This window comes from Kurthia massiliensis (assembly GCF_000285555.1).
GTDB classification, from domain to species: domain Bacteria; phylum Bacillota; class Bacilli; order Bacillales_A; family Planococcaceae; genus Kurthia; species Kurthia massiliensis.
This window is the reverse complement of record NZ_HE610997.1, coordinates 32,212-51,278: the sequence shown is the minus strand read 5'-3', so window position 1 is coordinate 51,278 and position 19,067 is coordinate 32,212. Positions and strand designations below refer to the sequence as shown.

The following is a 19,067-nucleotide window of genomic DNA, read 5'->3' as shown; positions in this document are numbered from 1 at the left end:
GCGTTAAACCCGTTGGCCCACTTTCTGTCGTTCCGTAAAAATTGAAAAACTGTACTGTCGGAAATAACTGTATAGCTCTATCTAGTAAATCAACTGGCATCGGTGCCGCACCATAATTCATAATACGTAACGATGGCGCCGCAAAATTGTCAGGTACTTTTTCAAGAAGTGCGTGATACATCGACGGCACACCGAAGAAATGCGTAACTTGTCGATGTTGGAACCAATCTAACACTTCTTCTGGATCAAAATGGTCTTCAATTAAGATGGAACCTCCAACAAGTGCGGTCATTAAAACGATGGCATTTAACGCTAGTCCATGACATAATGGCACACTAACGACATAACAATCACGACGTTTCATTTGCCCCATTCGTTCATAAATCATCGCTGTATCCATTACTTGATTATGTGTAAACAGCGCGCCTTTTGGTTTTCCTGTCGTTCCTTGTGTGTACAGTAACTCCGCAAAATGCCCACCTTCTATGTGCGTTCCGACAGATTTAGTCGTGTTCGCTCGAATCGACGTTTTTGGCAATATATTCCCTTCAACTCGTTCGCCCATGTGCACGACGAATGAAGGTTGTTCATCGACTTCAGAAAGCGCTTGCGTCACAAGTGACACATAAGATTCATCTATTAATATCGCCTTCACATTGGCGTGTTGTAATATGTAAACGACTTCCGGTGTAGCTGAGCGATAATGGATTGGTACAAGTACCGCCCCTACTTTCCATACCGCATAACTCATGACAATAAAATCCGCAGAGTTTTTCATTAAAAGTGCTACGTGATCGCCACGACGGATTCCTCGATTGCCTAGCCCATTGGCGTAACGATTCGCTTCTTCTTCTAATGTTTTCCACGTATAAGATGTATCACGATATTGTACGCATACTTCATGTGGAATACGTAATGCATTCATTTCTAACGCTGTCGTTGCTATCATTCCCGTTCCCCCTTAATTGCACGTTTTTTCTAGAAAAAACACGAGTCTTGCTATTATTTTACACAATTATCCATATATTGAAAACAAAAATTACCTATTACGACGCAAAAAGCTAAGAAATACATCATGATTTCTTAGCTTTTTCTACGCTATTTAATTTTTCTTCGAGAATGAAAAGTATACTTGCGCGGCGCCAATTGCTAATACAGCAGCTGCTGTTAAGTGCATAATTGAGTTTGCCTCGCGCGTTAAATTATCATATGAAACGATAGTGAAATATAACCCTGCAATAATCCATAATGAGAAGAAAATACGTTTAAACAATAACACGATTGTTAACTCCTTCAACGCTTTTTCTACAATTGTAGCACACCCGTTTCACGATTGTGTAAACATATAGATGAAAAAAATCGCAATCAAGGCCACGATAACAGCGATTGTAACACGCAATGGCGAAATCGGTGCTCTGCCACCAACTTTCCCATTTTGACCATTGACCATAAATTGATACACTTTACTTTTGTATTGGAAAGAAGATAGCCACATCGGCAACATCAAATATTTATACGTAATTTGATCGTGTGTCGTTGAAAATTGTAATCCTGAAACTTGGTCTGCACCGTGTCTACGATAAATTTCACGCGTAATTTCACTGTGCAATTTACTATTGATTTGTCCTTGTGCAATACCCCATCCTTCATCTAAGCCGATGCTGTAACGCTCAGCTAAAAAACCAGATAAATATTGTGGACGATATGCTTTATTATCTGTAGTATCGTATGGTTCTACACGTTGTAATAAATCACGATCATAGCGTTTTGATGCTAGCACAAGTTCATCATCGATAAATCGTTGGTATAAACCTGACGTGCGATACCAATCCGTTTCAATACGTGTATTGCCATCTCTATCGGTAACAGTCCGACTAATACCATATGACGCGGTGTAATGAGAGGCTGTATGCGAATCAAATGTCCAATACGGAATATAGACACCGGTAAACGCGTCTGGCTTTGCTGATTTTTTAGCAGCGCTTGGGGTAAACCATTTCCCTTTAATCCATTTTTGGAACTGCTGTCCTGCTTGTTTTTCCGTAATATTAAACGTACATACGCCATTCGGTGCGAGTGTATCTACTGTAGCTGCCGCCATAACTTGATGGGAACCACAATATGGGCACGTGTCAGAAACTTGGAGTTCATCATAAATAGATTCCGCACCACATTCTTCACAAATGAGTGTTTTTTTCTCAACACCCCAGTCATAACTCTCACGTCGATCTGCCGCATGAAAATCCATTTCTTGTGCCGTTCTTTGCGCTTCTTTTTCAGGCACTTCAATCGCCGTTTCATAGCCACAATACGGACAAGTTAATTTACCGCTTGCCGGGTCAAAAGCAATCGACGCACTACACATCGGACATTCGGTATTAAAATCAACGTTTACTTCTTTTAATGGCGCATCTTCTTGGCCATCATTTTTCTGTGTCATATGAAAGCCTCCTTACGCGTTGAATGCTTGACCACATTCTGGACAGAACTTCGGAGGATTTTGTGGGTCTGGCGCTTCAAAACCACAGTTTGAACAACTTACGACACTCGGTTTTGGCTTACCACAATCCGAACAGAATTTCCCGCTATTTTCTGTACCGCAACTACATGTCCACGTGTCTTTTTCTGGTTTTGGCTTGCCACAGTCAGAACAGAACTTCCCTGTATTTTGCGCGCCACAGCTACATACCCACATATCGACTTGTGGTTGCGGTGGTTGTTGATTTTGCTGTTGTTGCGCGCCCATTTTATAAAGGTCGCCTGCATTCATACCACCCGCATTTTGTGCCATACCCATGCCCATAAAGCCACCGATTGCACCATTTTCATTTTCCGCCGCTTTCATCATCGCATCCGCTTGCGCACCAGTAATTTGTGCAGCACCCATCGTCGGATCGCGCAGTACAGCGTTACGTTGTAATTGTTTAATCATTGCTTCATCTTCATCTGAAGCTTTCATTGTACTTACTCCGATTGTACCTACTTTAATACCGCGTGTTTGCTCCCATTTATCAGACAGTACTTTATTGAGCGCATTTGCTAATTCAATCGTATGCGCTGGTACTTCGCTATAACGAACACCTTGTGCTGAAATTTGCGCAAATGCAGGTTGTAGCGCTGTCATTAACTCTGATTTCAACTGGCCATCAATCGTATCGCGCGTATAACTATCTGCTACGTTTCCTGTTACGTTCGTATAGAATAATAATGGATTTGTAATACGATACGAATATTCACCATGACTACGAATTGAAATATCAATGTCTAATCCAATGTTGCGATCTACGACACGGAATGGAATCGGTGCTGGCGTGCCATATTTATTGCCCATAATTTCTTTCGTATTGAAATAATAAATACGTTGGTCTTTCGCAGGTTCCCCGCCAAATGTAAAACGTTTACCGATTTGTTTAAACGTTTCTTTTAAGTTGTCCATAAAGTTACCATCGTAAAAAATGCTCGGCTCTGTAGATGTATCGTAAACGAATTCGCCTGGCTCTTGACAAACTTCTACGATTTTCCCTTGTTCTACGATCATCATACATTGTCCATCATTTACCGCAATAACAGACCCATTTGAAATAATATTGTCGTTGCCTTTATTAGACCCACGTTTCGTTTGACGACGTACCCCTTTTTGAACGAGCACATCTTGCGGTAAACTTTCACAATAAAAATAATCACGGTATTGATCTTCTAATACACCTTTCGTTGCGTCAATACCTGCTCTAATTAATCCCATATTCATTACCTCCTAGCGTTATTAACCAAATTTTAGCATTGTTGTACTGATTTATCTATGTAAAAAAGGATGCGCCTCAAGCACATCCTTTTCCTTAACTCGCAAACGCAAGTAACATCGTATAAATGAGGATAAGACCGTTTAACAAACCCCCGATTAATAAATAGACAATTTGCTTTGCTTTCACGGCACAAACGAGCCCTGTAATCGTTATTACTAAAAATAATAAAACGAACAGCCAAAAGTTCATATGTATGCCACTTAAAGCAACCAATAGTACAAGCGCAAGTATGCCGCATATTAGCGACGTTACGCCAAGTCGATTCATGTTCAACACCTCTGTCGACTAGTATACTATTAATCTAAACGTGCTGTCACTTCCGTTAAATGTGCCACGATAGATTCACGAGAAGCACTTACTGTACGTTCACGTTCTTCATCTTTCGCCATTTTATCCTGTGCACGTGTTGCAACTTCTTCTACCGCTTCTTTCGGTACGATGACGACACCGTCACGATCGCCGACAACAATGTCCCCTGGTTGAATCGTCGTTGCACCAATCGTAATCGGGACATTTACTTTACCACCGCCATTTTTCACCCCAGCAGCAGGTGTAATGCCGGTTACGAATACAGGGAAATCTAGCGCAAGTACCGCCTCTTTATCGCGAATTGCACCATTTACGACGAGACCACCAATATCGAGTTTTTGCATCATACCGATGACAAAGTCTCCCGCTACTGCACGCGATGTATTACCTTCAATATCAACGACCAAAATATCACCAGGCTGCGCTTCTAACATCGCCGCCATTACCGCACCATTTTCGTAAATCGGCAATTTTACTGTGACCGCTTTTCCGGCAATATGATGTGCTTCATTTAGTGGTTTAATTGTCGAAGGTAAATGATTTCGCCCTTTTAGCGCATCGCTCACCGCTGTTGTTGGTAATTGTTGAAATCGCTCTGTCATATTCATTCCTCCAGTCTTTATATGTTAACAGTAAAATTAATTGAAAATTTTGTCAATTATAAACATACGTCTTCGCATCAGCGTCGGCGTATGTTTATTGAGAAATATGTAGTTGTAGCATATCAACAAATGATGCGACAGAAACATCTAATTGCTGTTGTAATGCTTGTTTTAACAATTGATAAAGTGGGGTATAAGGGCGCTGCATAATATAGCCCTCTGCCTTTTTCCATTTAAAATTCGTCGCATCTGATGTTAACGCTAAAAATAGGCGTGCAAGTTGGTCGATATCATCTGCTATCGTTTTGATTTTATAAGGTACCGTCTCATGTGGAGAAAGCGAAGCAACATGGCCAAATCCTACAACTGAAAGGTTATGTCCATCTATTAAAATATGATCCGGTGTTACGTGATGATGTATGAATCCTTGACGATGAATATTTTGTAAAATCATACTGACACGCTTTACAACATCAAAAGCTTCATTGAATGAATAGGGCGTCGCGCGTGTTAAAGTACTCCCTGGCATATATTGCATGATTTGAAACGGGACACGAGATACTTGTCCTTGTGCTAAAAATGTAGGTACTTCCGGCACGTCTAAACGCTGTAATGCATCACATTCACATGCATATCGCACGCGGTATTTTGGACGCTTTAACGTGCGCTTTCGCATACGCTTTAAGACGACTTGTTCTTTCGTTTGATAGTTTTCTAACAAATATAAAATACTCGCAGTTCCCTTTTGCAACGTACGAATATATGTATACGGCGTTTCGGTTGCAATATATTCTAAAAATAGTTGATTTGTTGATAATTCTCGGAAGTTTTCTAACGTTTGTTTCATCGTTACCTCTTTTAATCTTTTTTAGTTGCTATTTACTGCATATCATCGTGTTTTTTCTACCTTGCGAGATAATTTACTTAATAAGGTTAGTTTACCGAATTCCTTTTTCTTTTTCAATATAATAATTTTCTCGCTATTAAAAAAACATGTAAAAGGCTTTCACCTCCTACATGTTTATGAAAAACGTTTACGAGATGGTTTTTTTGTTGGCCATTCTTTTAACGTTTTTTCTTTCAATGCATATTGTTGTACGCGATATGTTCCTTTTGCAAGTTCAATCGATTGATCCATTTCTGCAATATACTTTTCCTTATTACCTTGTTCATATGCAATAAGTGCTTCAATTGAGTGGTCCATCCAAGATTGTACTTGTGGAATTTCACGTGCCATACCGTATTTACCCATATAAACCTCACATTGCGCTTGATTATAACGTTTTAACGGCCCTTTTTTCATATTACCAACGATCATTTTCGCAGCAGTTAAATTTTCTTGACGAATCGCACGACGGAAATCGTAATCCGCTACAGTGTCTGCATTACGGCTTTTTTTACGTGTAATACGTTCAATTTCATCAAGTTCATCTTCTTTTGTACCTTCTAGTACAGCGATTGAATGTTGGAACATTGGATCTGATTTTTGCATACGCATTAAGCGTAAAATTAATTTTGTGTTTTTACTAGATGTAATGATATACGAATAGCTCGCAATTAACACAACTGCTAGTACGGCGAAAAATCCTACAGCATATTCTGTCGGTACACCTAAGTAAATTGCTAGCATCCCTAGTGATACAGATACTAAATAAAACACAAGAAGAATGACGATATTCATTTCTCAAAATCTCCTCTATCTAATAGGCACAATGCCCGTTGTCCTTATAATAGTAGCAATATTCAACTATAAGAGCAATGAATAACCGATGACAATTCAAAGGCGATTTACCAATACGTCGGATAGCGTCTTAAGCGACTCAAATTGTTCACAATGAGCGCTAGTAAAATGACGACACATGCCCCCGTCGCAGTTGGAAACAGTAAAAATTCCCACGACGTATGTCCTTCTAGCATGACAACGATCGGATTCGCTGCAGCTGGCGGATGCATCGTGCGTGTAAGCATCATCCCCGTAATCGATAACGCGACAGCTAAGCCTACGAGAACAGGCGTATTGCCTAACGTATGCACGATGAGTAACGCAATGAATGTCGATAGCACATGACCAACTAAAATACTCCGCGGCTGTGATACCGGCGCTTGCCATACGCCAAAAGCTAATGCACAGCTCCCACCAAAAGATGCAATAATCATTTGAGAATGCAGTTCTTTCGCTAAATAAATCAATACAGTAATCGTAATAGCTGCACCGATAAATGCGACAATAAGATCTTTCGTATAGACAGTAAGGGGATTTTTTCCCTCACCTTTCATTTTACTAAAATAGTTACTGTTCCACATTTGCAACGTCACTTGCTAGACGTACTTCATACAGCATCATATCGTTTAAATCACCACGTGATAACAATACACCTGTCGCAATAAGTGCACGTACGCGGTACTCTAAAAATACATCGCCTGTATAGTCTTTCATCGTGCCATATACTTCACTTAACAGCTCAGCTGCTTTTACATAATCCTCTTCTTGCATACGCGCGACATGATCTAAAATAAATTGATCTAAGGCGCTGACGTCGAATGCTTTTAATTCTCCTGCTTCAAATAAATGAAGAAACGCCTCGCTTTCTAACCAATATTTTCCTTCTTCGCGTAACTGCGTCATTTGTTCAAATGTTAAAAACACTTCTGGTAAAAGCGCCATTTGTGCTAAAAATTCAGGTGCTACTTCACCCGTCGTACGCGGGAAACCTGGTGTATCGTGCTGTTCAATATCACGATATCCTCGATACGTGTCGACGAGACGAATCGATGCAACTTCTGGCAACGCTGCCAAAACGATACGTAAGCCTATTTGTTCTGCAGAGTTTTGACATGTCCAAATAACGACGTCTTGCTCTGGTGATAAACGTTTTAAATCACGGAATGACTGCATCATATTACGTTTTATTTTTTTAAATTCATGATATGTATCTGTTAAGTTTTGTTTAATCCATGCGTAACGTGCTTCCATTCCTTTCCACGTATTAATCGATTTTAATGGTGCCATCGATAATACGTCAGGAAACGCAATGACACGTTCTTCTAACGCTTGTTTTAAACTCATAGACGCCGTACGACCGAATACGATATGTACCGTTGCACCGTCCCATTCTAACTGATTTTTTAAATGCTCTTCGAACCACAATTCATCTGTTTCATCTAATTCTGTATATAAATCGAGCAATAAATCTTTCGCTTGTTTCTCTGAAAGCTCATCAATTTTCTGTTTCATCAAATCTGATTTCTCCATGTGTCGAGCCCCCTTCATCATTCATACCGATTATTGACAATTCCAAGCGGTATACTAATATCTATTGTACAACACCTGTTTCAGTGAAATAAATAGAAATTTACCTCTTTTAAGATATAATTATACGAAATTGTCTGCGAATCTTCTATATAAAAAGAGCACACTATGAAAATCATAGTGCACCCTTGCCTCGCATTTATTTTAAATTTTTCGCTAAAAATGCTTTCGTACGTTCTTGTTTTGGATTGCCAAATACTTCGTCAGGTGTCCCTGCCTCAACGATTTCGCCGCCATCCATAAAGACAACTTTGTTTGCGACGCCGCGTGCAAAGCCCATCTCATGTGTTACGACGATCATCGTCATATTTTCTTCAGCTAAATCTTTCATTACTTTCAGCACTTCTCCTGTTAATTCTGGATCTAGTGCAGATGTTGGTTCGTCAAATAGTAAAATTTCTGGGTTCATCATGAGCGCACGTGCGATGGCAACACGTTGTTGTTGACCACCTGATAAACTTTTCGGATAGGCGTCTATTTTTGCGGATAATCCTACTTTTGCTAATAAGTCTGCCGTTTGTGCTGAAATATCATGTTTATGACCGGCCATTTTCGGTGCGAGTTCTAAATTCCCTTTTACTGTTAAGTGTGGGAATAAATTAAACTGTTGGAACACCATGCCCATTTTTGATGTTGCATGTTTAATCACATCAGGACGTTGATACACGCCGTTTTCAACAAATGCTTCACCATCAATTTTAATCGTACCACCATTAATTTCTTCTAAATGAATTAAACTACGTAACATCGTACTTTTACCTGAACCAGAAGGGCCGATAACAGCGATGACATCATTTTTTTCAACATCAAACGTAATATTTTTTAATACTTCATTCGTGCCGAATGATTTTTTTAAATTTTGAATTTCTACAATTGCCATATTCAAACCCTCCTATTCAAATTTGAAGCGACGCTCTAACCATTTAAAGAATACCGTTAAGGCAATCGTCATCAATAAGTAAATGAAACCTGCGATAAAGTAAGGAACAATTGAGAAGTCACGGTTTACAGCTGTTTCTGCAAAGTGAAGTAACTCAGGTACAGCAACTGCGTATAGTAGCGCAGTATCCTTAATTAACGTAATCGATTCATTCGCGACAGATGGTAATGCGACGCGGAACATTTGTGGTAATACAATTTTACGTGTCGTTTGTGATTTTGTTAGACCTAATACTTTTGCTGCTTCGTATTGACCTTTATCTACTGATAATAAACCACCGCGGAAAATTTCTGCGAAGTATGCGGCATAGTTTAAAATAAAACCGACGCATGCAGCGACGAAACGATCTAATGTTAAATATTCGCCGATTCCGGGAATCATCGGTAAACCGAAGCAAATAATTAACAATTGTAGTAACAGTGGCGTACCACGCATAATCGTAATGTAAATGTTTGCTAGCCACGATAAAGGCTTGAATTTACTATTTACAGCAAGCGTTAATAAAAAACCAACTGGCGCTGAAATAATAATTGCGATAAAGAATAATAAGATCGTCATTTTAGCACCGTCAAGCATTGGCAAAATGACCGATGACCAATAATCCGCCATCTTTTTGTTCCTCCTTTAATACAGCATCATAAATTTTTGCTGTTTACGACACTTTACTTGATTAAACAAACAAATGAAAGAGTCTCCTGCAAATTGCAGAAAACTCTTCCGAAAGTTAGCCTTATTTAAGAACTTTGCTTTCACCAAACCATTTGTTAGAAATCTCTTCAGCAGTGCCATCTTCGTTCATTTTATCTAAAGCATCTTGTAACTTCGTTTGTAATTCTTCATTCCCTTTTTTAATACCTACACCGTATTGCTCAGGTGCAAGTGATTCATCCATAATTTTAAATGTATCTTTTTGTTGTGTCATGTAGTAGTCAATTACAACTTCGTCAATCACAACCGCATCTACACGTTTCGCTTTTAAATCATTAAGTGCTAATACGTTATCTTTAAATTCAGATACGTTTTTCACTTTTTTACTCATATCGCTCTCATTGAATGCATCAAGTGCAGATGATTGTGCTTGGATACCGATTTTTTTGCCTTCTAAATCAGTTAGTTTCGTTAATTTTGAATCTTTTAATGTAACGATTACTTGTGCGTTTTCTAAGTAAGGTTTTGTAAATAATACTTTTTCTTTACGCTCGTCTGTAATTGTGTAACCGTTCCAGATTAAGTCGATACGACCTGATGCTAATTCTGATTCTTTTGTTGACCAATCAATTGGTTGGAATTCAACTTCTGTACCCATTTCTTTTGCTGCTGCTTTTGCTAAGTCGATATCAAAACCGACGATTTCATTTTTATCATCACGGAAGCCTAATGGTGCAAATTTGTCATCAATACCGATAATAATTTTTTCTTTGCTGTCGCCTTCTGATTTATCAGATGAACCACATGCTGCTAGTACAGAAACGATACCGACTAGCATGAATAATAGTGCGAAAACCTTTTTCATCTTTAATCCCTGCCTCATTTTATCATTGTATTTATTGTTATTTTTCATAAAAACTTTACTGTGCTAAATCACTAATGTATTGAAATACTAACATGTTGCAAAAGAAACTGTCAACACTTTTTAGGAATTCTAAATTTTCTGTTTATTTAACTGAAAATAATGTTACTATTTTCACTCATAACGATGTTTTCCAGCTCGATTTATCCCATGTTTATTGTAACCTTGACGATCAAATCCATATTGATCAAAGCCTTCTTTAGAGTAACCTTCGTCATCAAGTGGTGTGCCATTTTGATGCATCCCATAAACATTGAAGCCTTTTGCATCGAAAGGTCCCGCTGTCTTTCCTTTCGGATGATGCGATAAATGGTGTTTATAATGATGTTGCAATGTTTCATTCACAGGATTTGTCGGTTTCTTTTGTGTCGCAAGGTCTATAATTCGTTGTTCAAGTGGCGATAATGTATGCTGTTCACGTTGATTCATTTCTGCAACTAACGCTGTCCGCTTCTGAATCTCCGCTTTATTACACCCATGTTGGTCCCGTCCTTCACGATTGTATCCAGCCGCATTGAAACCAACGCGATTATACCCATAACGGTCATACCCTAACGCATTGTAACCGTCGTCATCGTACATCGTTCCGTTACGATGATACCCTTTATGATGAAATCCTTTCGCATTATAGCCTTTCGCATTAAAACCACGATCATCGTAACGACGTCCTTCTTTCGTAAAACCACGCTTATTAAACCCTTGACGATTAAAACCGTATCGATTGTATCCTTGGCGGTCATATCCATTTTTATAACCTTGACGATCGTATCCGTCTCGGTCAATCCCTTCATCGTTAAAACCATCTCTTTTAAACCGCTGTGCATCGTAACCTTGCTGGTCAAAACCATCATAATCATACATTGTGCCATTTAAATGCAGGCCATTTTTATCGAATCCACGTTGATCATACGTTCGTTGAATACTTTTTTGTTCTTGCCGTTTCCTAAAAAAATCCATCGTGTCCACCTCATTTGCTGTTTCTCTTTTTATCGCGAATTTCCACCCTTTATTTAGTTTTCTAAAAAACAAACCCTCTTTATTTTTAGGCTAATCTATGTTACATTACTCTTTGTGTCTTAAAAAGAACGGAGGAACTGTAGCGTATGAAAACGAGCGATTGTATTCATTATTACGTCATTCAAAAAGATGACTTATACGTAGCGCATGAAGGCTTTACTGCAGACGAAGAAGCAGCCTATGCGTTTACCGATGAAACAGCGGCTGAACAATTAGCACGTCAACATGGCGCAACTGTTCAGCACTTATCAGTCACATATGGTGAACTGGATGAGATCACACTTTCAGAAGAAGAGTGTTTTGCATTAAATTTCTAACGAAAAAGGAGCCGCCTATGCGACTCCTTTTTTATATTATCCTTGTAATACGTCGTTATAAAGCGGCGCAATCTGTTCGATAAAGCGTGTTGCATCTTCTTGTGATGCAAGTGTTAATGAGATGCTATGGCCTTTTTCTACTAAATCAAAGGCAATGTTTGCAGCAGTCATTTTTTCGCGCAATCCTTCAACCGTTGCTACACCGTAATGTTTTAATACGCTTACGTCTAATAAATCAAACGGTTGGCGATCTGGTGTCATCGCATAAATTTTTGTCACACGGCCTGTACCGCGTTCTGTTAACATATTGCTTACAGTAAATTTGTTTGTCATGTGAATCTTCCTTATCTACGATTTATTCTTCTTCATCATAGCAAATCAAAAAAGCACTTTCAAAGTTTTCTCAACTTCGAAAGTACTTTTTATGAACGTGTCTATTTTTTCGTTACAGTAATTGTCCAGTTTGCATCATCTAATGCTTCATAGTTTGATACAGTGTGGCCTTCTTCTGCTGCCCAACGAGGAATTGATTCTGTCGCTTGTGTACAATCGAAGTTGATGACTAAATCATCACCTGATTGTAAATCTTGCATTGCTTCTTTTGCTTCAATTAATGGGAATGGGCAAACTTTACCCGCTGTTTCTAATACTTTTTTCATGTTCATTACCTCCAAAAATTATGCTACTTTACGTTTTGTAGGACGCACAAATACGAAATATGATGCTGTCCATACACCTAAAATCATAAATAATAAACCGATCCAGCCTTGCCATGTCATCATTGCTGTCATCACTAAACCGTTACCGATTGAGCATCCGCCTGCTAAACTAGCGCCGACACCCATTAAAATACCACCTGTTGAACTTGTGACCATTGTTTTCGCATTCGGTACACGCCAACGGAACTCGCCACTTCCTTTTGCCGCGATAAATGAACCGATGAAAATACCTAATACTAAAAACATACCCCAGTTCACAAATTGTTGATCCCCAGTGATTAAATATTGAATCACGTTTGCTGATGGCACTGTGACACCAAGACCGAACATACGACCCGTTGCCTCAGATACAGGCCATGCTAGTGCAGCAATTAAACCGACTAGTACCGCAGTTGTAAACGGATGCCAACGTTTTTCAAATAAAATGTGTGCTAAACCTGATTTTTTCGGTTTTAATTGCGGAATAAATACTTTTGGACGGCGTGAATATTTCACTAAAATCGCTGCAACGATGACAACAAGTAATGCAATTAATACCCATACATTCACATGTAATGTATCTGCCATTGAGTTGTTCACGACTGTAACCGATGATGCACTTGCTGTGAAGCCAGATAAAACACCTGTTTTCATTACTGCTGCTGTTAGCATGTAAAATGCAAGCGCTGCCCAACTACCAATTAAACCTTCCCCTGCACGATACCACGTACCTGTCGCGCAACCACCTGCTAAAATAATACCGATACCGAACACGAAGCCCCCACCGATAATTGCAATTAACGAGAATGTGCCTGCAGCGTATTCAACGATACCCGCAGCAATCAATGCGTATACAATTACGCTTTGAATAACGATTGCAATTAATAACGCATAAAACATACGATTATCTTTTGCAATATACATATCACGGAAACCACCTGTTAAACACCAACGACCACGCTGTAGGACGAACCCTAATAGCGCGCCGACAAGTAGACCGGTAATAATCATAAATGCCATAACTTAAACCCCTTCATTTCCTACTAAACTTATAGGGTTATATTACACCATCTATAAAAAATAACAACTTTTTTTACTTCAATTCCTATTAGAATACTAATAATTAATAAATTTCATGCGTGAAAGAGCATTTTTCTGCAAATTAAAAAATGTACTGCGCATCGCACAGTACATTTACCTTATTTATTGTAAAGCTTCCACTTTATAGAAGTATTGGACTTTCCCTTTATAACCTTTTTTACCAGAACCGTCCCAATTCGCTGTATATGTGTAGTAGTAAATACCGACTTTTTTCGGTGAATATACGAGCGATCCTTTTAACGTTTCTTTCCCTTTTTCACCGTTATCACTAACCCATTCTAACGTGCCTGTTTGCGGACGGTCTTTACTATCGATTGAGAACGTCATCGGTGTATTTAATGTAACTGTGATGGCATCTTCTTTTTCAAGTACATCAACGATATCATCGCTATCTTCACATTTTTGTTTACCATCTACTTCCCAGCAGTAATCTCCAAGTGTCGATTGTACTTGTGAACTCGTCATTAACAATTTACTTTTCGGTGGTTTGTCGTTATTTTCACCACAACCACTTAATAATAATGCCGCCGCTGCGAACGTCGTGATGCCCCATTTTAAGCCTTTCATTTCGCATATCGCTCCTTTAAGTCTATCTCTTCAACATCTATTATAACATTCCTTATTTCATCTCTCCTAGATACTTTCCTTATGAAAAGATAGCGTTTTGACAATTGTGCGACAATCCACACAAATTCTCCAAAAATTGTACGTAAAAAAAGAGATGCGGCATGCCGCATCTCTTATCATATTATTTTTTTAGTTTTGGGTAGCCAATCATAATCGCAACAATGGCTGTGATACCCATTAAAATTGGATAAAATGAATAAGCTTGCCACATACCTACTGTAGAAATACCGGCTACGCCAGCTGCTGCTAACAGTTGTGGTGAGTATGGTAATAAACCTTGCCACACACTTGCGAAAATATCTAGTAAGCTCGCAGATTTACGTGGGTCTACTTCATATTTGTCCGCAATTGTTTTCGCTAATGGTCCTGCCATTAAAATCGCAATCGTATTGTTCACTGTTGCAATATCAATCACTGACACGAGCGAGGCGATACCAACTTCAGCACCTTTTTTCGATTTCACGCGTTTCGTAATCGTATCCAATAAATATTGTAAACCACCATTATGTTGAATTAGCGCCACTAAACCACTAATTAAAATGGCGATAATCGCGATATCTTCCATCCCGATCATACCTTCTCCAATCGTTTTAATAAACGATAAGAAATCATATGAACCGTTTAAGAAACCGACAATACCTGATAAAATAATCCCGATTACAAGAACGAGCATAACATTTAAACCAGCTAATGCTAAAATTAATACGATTAAATACGGTAATACTTTTGTAAATGCATAATTTCCAACATTATCGACAGATGTTGTACTACCTGACGTTAATACAAATAAAATAACCGCTGTTACAATTGCAGCTGGTAGTACGATAAAGAAGTTTACTTTAAATTTATCGCGCATTTCTGTTCCTTGCGTACGAACAGCGGCAATTGTTGTATCAGAGATAATCGACAAGTTATCACCGAACATAGCCCCACCTACAACAGTGGCCATTGCAAGCGCCATCGGGATATCTGTACTTTCAGCGATACCAACCCCAATCGGCGCAAGTGCAACAACAGTACCCATTGATGTACCCATTGATAATGAAATAAAGCATCCGATAATGAATAAGCCGACGATTAATAAACTTGGTGGTAAAAAGCTTAATCCTAAGTTTACAGTCGAATCTACAGCGCCCATTCCTTTTGCGACACTTGAGAAGGCACCTGCTAACACGAAAATCACAACCATCAGCATGACGTTCGCATTACCAGCACCTTTTGTAAAAATTTCTACTTTCGTTGCTAATGTTTCTTTTCGATTCATTAAAAAAGCAATGACGCAAGCAATTAAAACAGCGACGTTTAAAGGCATCGCTGTGAAATCACCGCTAATAACACCTGTTCCAATAAATAAAACGATAAAAACAACGAATGGCAATAGTGCCCATTTGTTTGTTCGTTGCATAGTATTCCTCCATTTTTGAAATAAGACAATGTATATCATACGACAAATAGCGATTAGTGTAAATTTTTTGTTTTTTCTAATATTTTTCGTTTAAAAATGCAAAAAGAGGCTGGGACAAAACATTTCATTTTCCTTTTTTAACGTTCGCAACAAAAAACCGGAACCGCGCCACAGCGCGATTCCGGTTTTTCTTATGTTCATTTGAAATGATGTGTTTACACTTATGTCCCAGCCTCTACTGGCATTTTACACTATTTTGTTACTTCAATTTGCCCCATCATGCCGTTATCTTCATGCTCTAAAATGTGGCAGTGGAACATGTAAATGCCTTCATATGGGAATGTCACAGCGATGCGAGCTTTTTGTCCCGGTTGTAGCGTAATCGTATCTTTATACCCTTGTAAGCTCGCTTCTGGCTTTTGTCCATTTACCGATAACACTTGGAATTGTGTTCCGTGAATATGGAATGGATGAATCATACCGCCCTCATCGGTAATCGCATTGTCGATTTCCCACACTTCTGTCATGCCTTTTTTCTGCTTAAAGTCGATACGCTTTTCGTCAAATTTTTGGCCGTTAATCGTGACATTTTCGCCCATGCCTTCCATTTTTACAACTTTAGAAGGTTCTTCTTTAAGTAGCGCTGCATCAACAGGAATGTCATTTAATGTTTTCGCTGTCGTTTTATTTGTTGCTTTTCCTGATAGTTGCATCGGTAAAATGACAACATCTTTATCGTTTACGAGTGATAGTTGCTGTTCTTTTACTTTCGATAAATCAACTAAAATTTCTGCGCGTTCACCAGCACCTAACATAATTTCTTTCATTTTCTTCGGTTTTTCTAAAAAGCCACCGTCTGTCGCAATTTGCGTAAACGCCATATCGTTATTGAAATGTAAAATGTAATTACGTGCATTTGAACCATTTAGCAAACGCAGACGCACAAGTTTTTTCTCCGTTTTTAGTACCGGATTGACGACACCATTGATCATCATCGTATCTCCATACGTACCGTCGCTATTAACAACTGCTCCGTAATCGAGCTGTTTATCTTTTGTAAATGTACGATCTTGTAAAACGATTGGTAAATCATCAACGCCGTACTCATTTGGTAAATCTAGTGCTTCACTACGTTCATCATCTATATACAATAAGCCTGCTAACCCTTTAAATACTTGTTGGGCGGTATTACCCATCGGATGTGGGTGATACCAAAGCGTTGCAGCCTGTTGCGTTACTGTAAATTTGATTGTTTTCTCTTCACCTGGTTCGATTAACGCATGTGGACCTCCATCTGCTTTTCCAGACACTTCTAAACCGTGCCAGTGGAATGTCGTCGCTTCCGTTAATTCATTTTTCAAATGAATCGTCACATGTTGACCTTCTTGTAAACGCAATGTCGGACCAAGCAAATCACCATTGTAGCCATACGTTTCCGTTTCATAACCATCAAATAGTGTTGTCGTTCCTTTTTGCGCTGTTAATGTATACGTTACATTTTTACCTTTTTTATGATCTGGTTGCACTAACTTCGGAAACGTTAATACTTGGTCCCCTGTATTATTTTTTAATTCGAGCTGTGGATGATCACCCTTAGCTGTCGTATCCATTGTTGCATGATTATGTTGTTGTGTATTTGTTGATTGTTCTGTTGTGTTATCGCCGCATGCTGCTAGTAATGCCGCGCTCATTAAAAGTGTTGCTACGAATGTCTTTTTCATTAGTTGTCCCGCCCTTTCATCCATTCTAGTATAACGAACAAATTTGGAATTTGTATGAACAACTAACGACAAATAAAAAAAAGAGCTAACAAAGTAGCTCTTTCACTTATGAGTGCGCATGTCCATGATCGTGGTCATGATGATGATCATGTTCATCGTTTAAATCACATAATAATTCGTTATGATGAGATGTTTTTGTCGATTCAAATTGGACGGTCACATGTGCGATATTTTTGTGTAATAGTTGGTGTTCTAAATCTTCTAATACCGCTTGCGTTTCGCGAATCGTTAAATCTTCATCAACGACGACGTGGCAACTTAAAGCATTCGTGCCACTCGTAATTGTCCAAATGTGTAAATCGTGAATTTTTTTCACCATCGGTACCGCTTCAATCGTTTGAACGATATCATCAAATTCGACGTTTGTCGGTGTTCCTTCCATTAATACGTGTACAGCATCTTTCGTAACAGCTAAACCACTACGAAGTACGAGCACCGCTACAATAATACTTGCAAGTGGATCTGCCCAGCTCCAGTTAAAGAACATAATGAGTAATGCGGCAATAATCGCCCCGAATGAACCGAGCATATCACTAATAACGTGCGCTAAGGCGGCACGCATATTTAAATTATCGTGCGTATCGCCACCGCGTAGTAAAATAAATGCGACGATAATGTTGACGATTAAACCGATTGTAGCAATTAGCATCATACCACCTGTTGCAATTTCCGCAGGTTCGAAAAAGCGTTGAATCGCTTCAACAAAAATGAAAATAGCAATCGCAATCAATGTAACACCGTTAAAAACAGCAGCTAAAATTTCAAAACGTTTATAGCCAAATGTTTTCGTATTATTGGCAGCTTTTTCTGCCATGGCAAATGCTGCAACGCCGACTCCTAATGCGATTGAATCGCTAAGCATATGTCCAGCATCGGATAAAAGCGCCAAGCTATTTGTCATAAAACCGCCAATCACTTCAACAATCATGTATGCTGTAATGATAATAAAAGCGATTAATAACGTTTTTTTATTTGCGCCGTGCGTATGGTCGTGGCCATGTGCATGGTTATGGTCATGATGATGTCCCATTTATTCTCCTGCTACTAAAAACATATACAAAAGTATACATCTAGCTTTTTCCTGCCTCTCAGAATGCGTCCTCGGCACGTACTCCCTACTAACGTTTCGTATCACTCTCCACAGGCTTCAATTCCGATGTAGCCCACCGTACTATTCATTTAAACTGACACTAACAATTCATATTGTGTAGCTTGTTTTAAATTCATGGCGGCGTTTAAATCTCGGTCCAACACTTGATGACAATTTACACATTCGTAAGTTCTATCTTTCAATGTTAAATCTACTTTCTTATGACCGCATACGCTACATAATTTAGAACTCGGATAAAAACGATTCACAAGGCGTAATTCAATACCATACGCTTCGCACTTCATTTGCAACTTCGTTCTAAAATTGAAGAAGCCTTGCTGTGCAATCGCTTTTGATAAATGTCTGTTTTTCATCATACCGCGCACATTTAAATCTTCTAATGCAATGAATGCTGGTTTGGTTTTCACCAAGTCATTCACAATGTGCTTCTGGTAATTTTCTCGAATATTCGCTAGACGCTGATGTAACTTTTGTAT

General features: G+C 38.9%; 23 protein-coding genes. 1 reads left to right on the top strand and 22 read right to left on the bottom strand.

Going from position 1 to position 19,067, the window contains the following annotated elements; all coding sequences use genetic code 11:
• From KMHG_RS19260 to KMHG_RS19410, 14 genes are all read right to left on the bottom strand, one after another.
• Positions 1-949 (bottom strand): class I adenylate-forming enzyme family protein (locus KMHG_RS19260; RefSeq protein WP_010287410.1); only part of this gene is annotated, 949 nt, incomplete at its 3' end.
• Between the two features lie 153 nt (positions 950-1,102).
• On the bottom strand, positions 1,103-1,279 hold the full coding sequence (locus KMHG_RS19000; protein WP_154647358.1) for a hypothetical protein: 177 nt from the start codon (positions 1,277-1,279) through the stop codon (positions 1,103-1,105).
• Between the two features lie 48 nt (positions 1,280-1,327).
• Positions 1,328-2,440, bottom strand: a complete 1,113-nt coding sequence (locus KMHG_RS04575) for a TFIIB-type zinc ribbon-containing protein (protein WP_010287409.1) — start codon at positions 2,438-2,440, stop codon at positions 1,328-1,330.
• Positions 2,441-2,452: 12 nt separating this feature from the next.
• On the bottom strand, positions 2,453-3,742 hold the full coding sequence (locus KMHG_RS04570) for an SPFH domain-containing protein (protein WP_010287408.1): 1,290 nt from the start codon (positions 3,740-3,742) through the stop codon (positions 2,453-2,455).
• A 94-nt stretch (positions 3,743-3,836) separates the two neighbouring features.
• Positions 3,837-3,992: a hypothetical protein gene (locus KMHG_RS18995; protein ID WP_154647357.1), complete on the bottom strand. Its 156-nt coding sequence runs from the start codon at positions 3,990-3,992 to the stop codon at positions 3,837-3,839.
• A gap of 107 nt (positions 3,993-4,099) precedes the next feature.
• Positions 4,100-4,714: an RraA family protein gene (locus KMHG_RS04560; RefSeq protein WP_010287407.1), complete on the bottom strand. Its 615-nt coding sequence runs from the start codon at positions 4,712-4,714 to the stop codon at positions 4,100-4,102.
• A 94-nt stretch (positions 4,715-4,808) separates the two neighbouring features.
• On the bottom strand, positions 4,809-5,561 hold the full coding sequence (locus tag KMHG_RS04555) for a protein kinase domain-containing protein (RefSeq protein WP_010287406.1): 753 nt from the start codon (positions 5,559-5,561) through the stop codon (positions 4,809-4,811).
• Positions 5,562-5,735: 174 nt separating this feature from the next.
• Positions 5,736-6,395, bottom strand: coding sequence for a hypothetical protein (locus KMHG_RS04550; protein WP_010287404.1), 660 nt, complete (start codon positions 6,393-6,395; stop codon positions 5,736-5,738).
• 107 nt (positions 6,396-6,502) lie between these two features.
• On the bottom strand, positions 6,503-7,018 hold the full coding sequence (locus KMHG_RS04545; RefSeq protein ID WP_010287402.1) for an HPP family protein: 516 nt from the start codon (positions 7,016-7,018) through the stop codon (positions 6,503-6,505).
• Positions 7,005-7,967 (bottom strand): DUF1835 domain-containing protein, encoded by a 963-nt coding sequence (locus KMHG_RS04540; protein ID WP_010287400.1) that lies wholly within the window; start codon positions 7,965-7,967, stop codon positions 7,005-7,007. The genes KMHG_RS04545 and KMHG_RS04540 overlap by 14 nt, the downstream gene beginning before the upstream one ends.
• A gap of 196 nt (positions 7,968-8,163) precedes the next feature.
• A complete protein-coding gene (locus KMHG_RS04535) occupies positions 8,164-8,904 on the bottom strand; it encodes an amino acid ABC transporter ATP-binding protein (protein WP_010287398.1) in 741 nt (246 codons plus the stop codon).
• 12 nt (positions 8,905-8,916) lie between these two features.
• A complete protein-coding gene (locus KMHG_RS04530; RefSeq protein ID WP_010287397.1) occupies positions 8,917-9,573 on the bottom strand; it encodes an amino acid ABC transporter permease in 657 nt (218 codons plus the stop codon).
• Between the two features lie 121 nt (positions 9,574-9,694).
• A complete protein-coding gene (locus tag KMHG_RS04525; RefSeq protein WP_010287396.1) occupies positions 9,695-10,477 on the bottom strand; it encodes an amino acid ABC transporter substrate-binding protein in 783 nt (260 codons plus the stop codon).
• A 171-nt stretch (positions 10,478-10,648) separates the two neighbouring features.
• Positions 10,649-11,491 (bottom strand): hypothetical protein, encoded by an 843-nt coding sequence (locus KMHG_RS19410; protein WP_010287395.1) that lies wholly within the window; start codon positions 11,489-11,491, stop codon positions 10,649-10,651.
• Between the two features lie 146 nt (positions 11,492-11,637).
• Between KMHG_RS19410 and KMHG_RS04515 the strand changes: the two genes are divergently transcribed.
• Positions 11,638-11,868, top strand: a complete 231-nt coding sequence (locus KMHG_RS04515) for a hypothetical protein (RefSeq protein ID WP_010287394.1) — start codon at positions 11,638-11,640, stop codon at positions 11,866-11,868.
• A gap of 36 nt (positions 11,869-11,904) precedes the next feature.
• On the opposite strand, the gene KMHG_RS04510 is transcribed toward KMHG_RS04515, so the two are convergent.
• From KMHG_RS04510 to KMHG_RS04475, 8 genes are all read right to left on the bottom strand, one after another.
• Positions 11,905-12,201: a hypothetical protein gene (locus tag KMHG_RS04510; protein ID WP_010287391.1), complete on the bottom strand. Its 297-nt coding sequence runs from the start codon at positions 12,199-12,201 to the stop codon at positions 11,905-11,907.
• A 101-nt stretch (positions 12,202-12,302) separates the two neighbouring features.
• Positions 12,303-12,527, bottom strand: a complete 225-nt coding sequence (locus tag KMHG_RS04505; protein ID WP_010287390.1) for a sulfurtransferase TusA family protein — start codon at positions 12,525-12,527, stop codon at positions 12,303-12,305.
• An 18-nt stretch (positions 12,528-12,545) separates the two neighbouring features.
• Positions 12,546-13,586 carry a YeeE/YedE family protein gene (locus KMHG_RS04500; protein ID WP_010287389.1) on the bottom strand — a complete coding sequence of 347 codons (1,041 nt, stop codon included), beginning with the start codon at positions 13,584-13,586 and terminating at the stop codon, positions 12,546-12,548.
• A gap of 183 nt (positions 13,587-13,769) precedes the next feature.
• Positions 13,770-14,234, bottom strand: a complete 465-nt coding sequence (locus KMHG_RS04495) for a hypothetical protein (RefSeq protein WP_010287388.1) — start codon at positions 14,232-14,234, stop codon at positions 13,770-13,772.
• A gap of 181 nt (positions 14,235-14,415) precedes the next feature.
• Positions 14,416-15,699 (bottom strand): Na+/H+ antiporter NhaC family protein, encoded by a 1,284-nt coding sequence (locus KMHG_RS04490; RefSeq protein ID WP_010287387.1) that lies wholly within the window; start codon positions 15,697-15,699, stop codon positions 14,416-14,418.
• Positions 15,700-15,950: 251 nt separating this feature from the next.
• The gene (locus tag KMHG_RS04485; RefSeq protein WP_010287386.1) at positions 15,951-17,420 is read right to left on the bottom strand and encodes a multicopper oxidase family protein; all 1,470 of its coding nucleotides are present in this window, start codon (positions 17,418-17,420) and stop codon (positions 15,951-15,953) included.
• 106 nt (positions 17,421-17,526) lie between these two features.
• Positions 17,527-18,510, bottom strand: a complete 984-nt coding sequence (locus tag KMHG_RS04480; protein WP_010287385.1) for a cation diffusion facilitator family transporter — start codon at positions 18,508-18,510, stop codon at positions 17,527-17,529.
• A gap of 149 nt (positions 18,511-18,659) precedes the next feature.
• Positions 18,660-19,067, bottom strand: a 408-nt coding sequence (locus KMHG_RS04475) for an RNA-guided endonuclease InsQ/TnpB family protein (RefSeq protein WP_010287380.1), incomplete at its 5' end; no start/stop codon positions are given.

Bases quoted from the DNA above. Each gene is read 5' to 3' on its own strand.
- KMHG_RS04575 (WP_010287409.1), bottom strand. From the start codon at position 2,440: ATGACACAGAAAAATGATGGCCAAGAAGATGCGCCATTAAAAGAAGTA.
- KMHG_RS04570 (WP_010287408.1), bottom strand. From the start codon at position 3,742: ATGGGATTAATTAGAGCAGGTATTGACGCAACGAAAGGTGTATTAGAA.
- KMHG_RS18995 (WP_154647357.1), bottom strand. From the start codon at position 3,992: ATGAACTTTTGGCTGTTCGTTTTATTATTTTTAGTAATAACGATTACA.
- KMHG_RS04560 (WP_010287407.1), bottom strand. From the start codon at position 4,714: ATGACAGAGCGATTTCAACAATTACCAACAACAGCGGTGAGCGATGCG.
- KMHG_RS04555 (WP_010287406.1), bottom strand. From the start codon at position 5,561: ATGAAACAAACGTTAGAAAACTTCCGAGAATTATCAACAAATCAACTA.
- KMHG_RS04550 (WP_010287404.1), bottom strand. From the start codon at position 6,395: ATGAATATCGTCATTCTTCTTGTGTTTTATTTAGTATCTGTATCACTA.
- KMHG_RS04545 (WP_010287402.1), bottom strand. From the start codon at position 7,018: ATGTGGAACAGTAACTATTTTAGTAAAATGAAAGGTGAGGGAAAAAAT.
- KMHG_RS04540 (WP_010287400.1), bottom strand. From the start codon at position 7,967: ATGGAGAAATCAGATTTGATGAAACAGAAAATTGATGAGCTTTCAGAG.
- KMHG_RS04535 (WP_010287398.1), bottom strand. From the start codon at position 8,904: ATGGCAATTGTAGAAATTCAAAATTTAAAAAAATCATTCGGCACGAAT.
- KMHG_RS04530 (WP_010287397.1), bottom strand. From the start codon at position 9,573: ATGGCGGATTATTGGTCATCGGTCATTTTGCCAATGCTTGACGGTGCT.
- KMHG_RS04525 (WP_010287396.1), bottom strand. From the start codon at position 10,477: ATGAAAAAGGTTTTCGCACTATTATTCATGCTAGTCGGTATCGTTTCT.
- KMHG_RS19410 (WP_010287395.1), bottom strand. From the start codon at position 11,491: ATGGATTTTTTTAGGAAACGGCAAGAACAAAAAAGTATTCAACGAACG.
- KMHG_RS04515 (WP_010287394.1), top strand. From the start codon at position 11,638: ATGAAAACGAGCGATTGTATTCATTATTACGTCATTCAAAAAGATGAC.
- KMHG_RS04510 (WP_010287391.1), bottom strand. From the start codon at position 12,201: ATGACAAACAAATTTACTGTAAGCAATATGTTAACAGAACGCGGTACA.
- KMHG_RS04505 (WP_010287390.1), bottom strand. From the start codon at position 12,527: ATGAAAAAAGTATTAGAAACAGCGGGTAAAGTTTGCCCATTCCCATTA.
- KMHG_RS04500 (WP_010287389.1), bottom strand. From the start codon at position 13,586: ATGGCATTTATGATTATTACCGGTCTACTTGTCGGCGCGCTATTAGGG.
- KMHG_RS04495 (WP_010287388.1), bottom strand. From the start codon at position 14,234: ATGAAAGGCTTAAAATGGGGCATCACGACGTTCGCAGCGGCGGCATTA.
- KMHG_RS04490 (WP_010287387.1), bottom strand. From the start codon at position 15,699: ATGCAACGAACAAACAAATGGGCACTATTGCCATTCGTTGTTTTTATC.
- KMHG_RS04485 (WP_010287386.1), bottom strand. From the start codon at position 17,420: ATGAAAAAGACATTCGTAGCAACACTTTTAATGAGCGCGGCATTACTA.
- KMHG_RS04480 (WP_010287385.1), bottom strand. From the start codon at position 18,510: ATGGGACATCATCATGACCATAACCATGCACATGGCCACGACCATACG.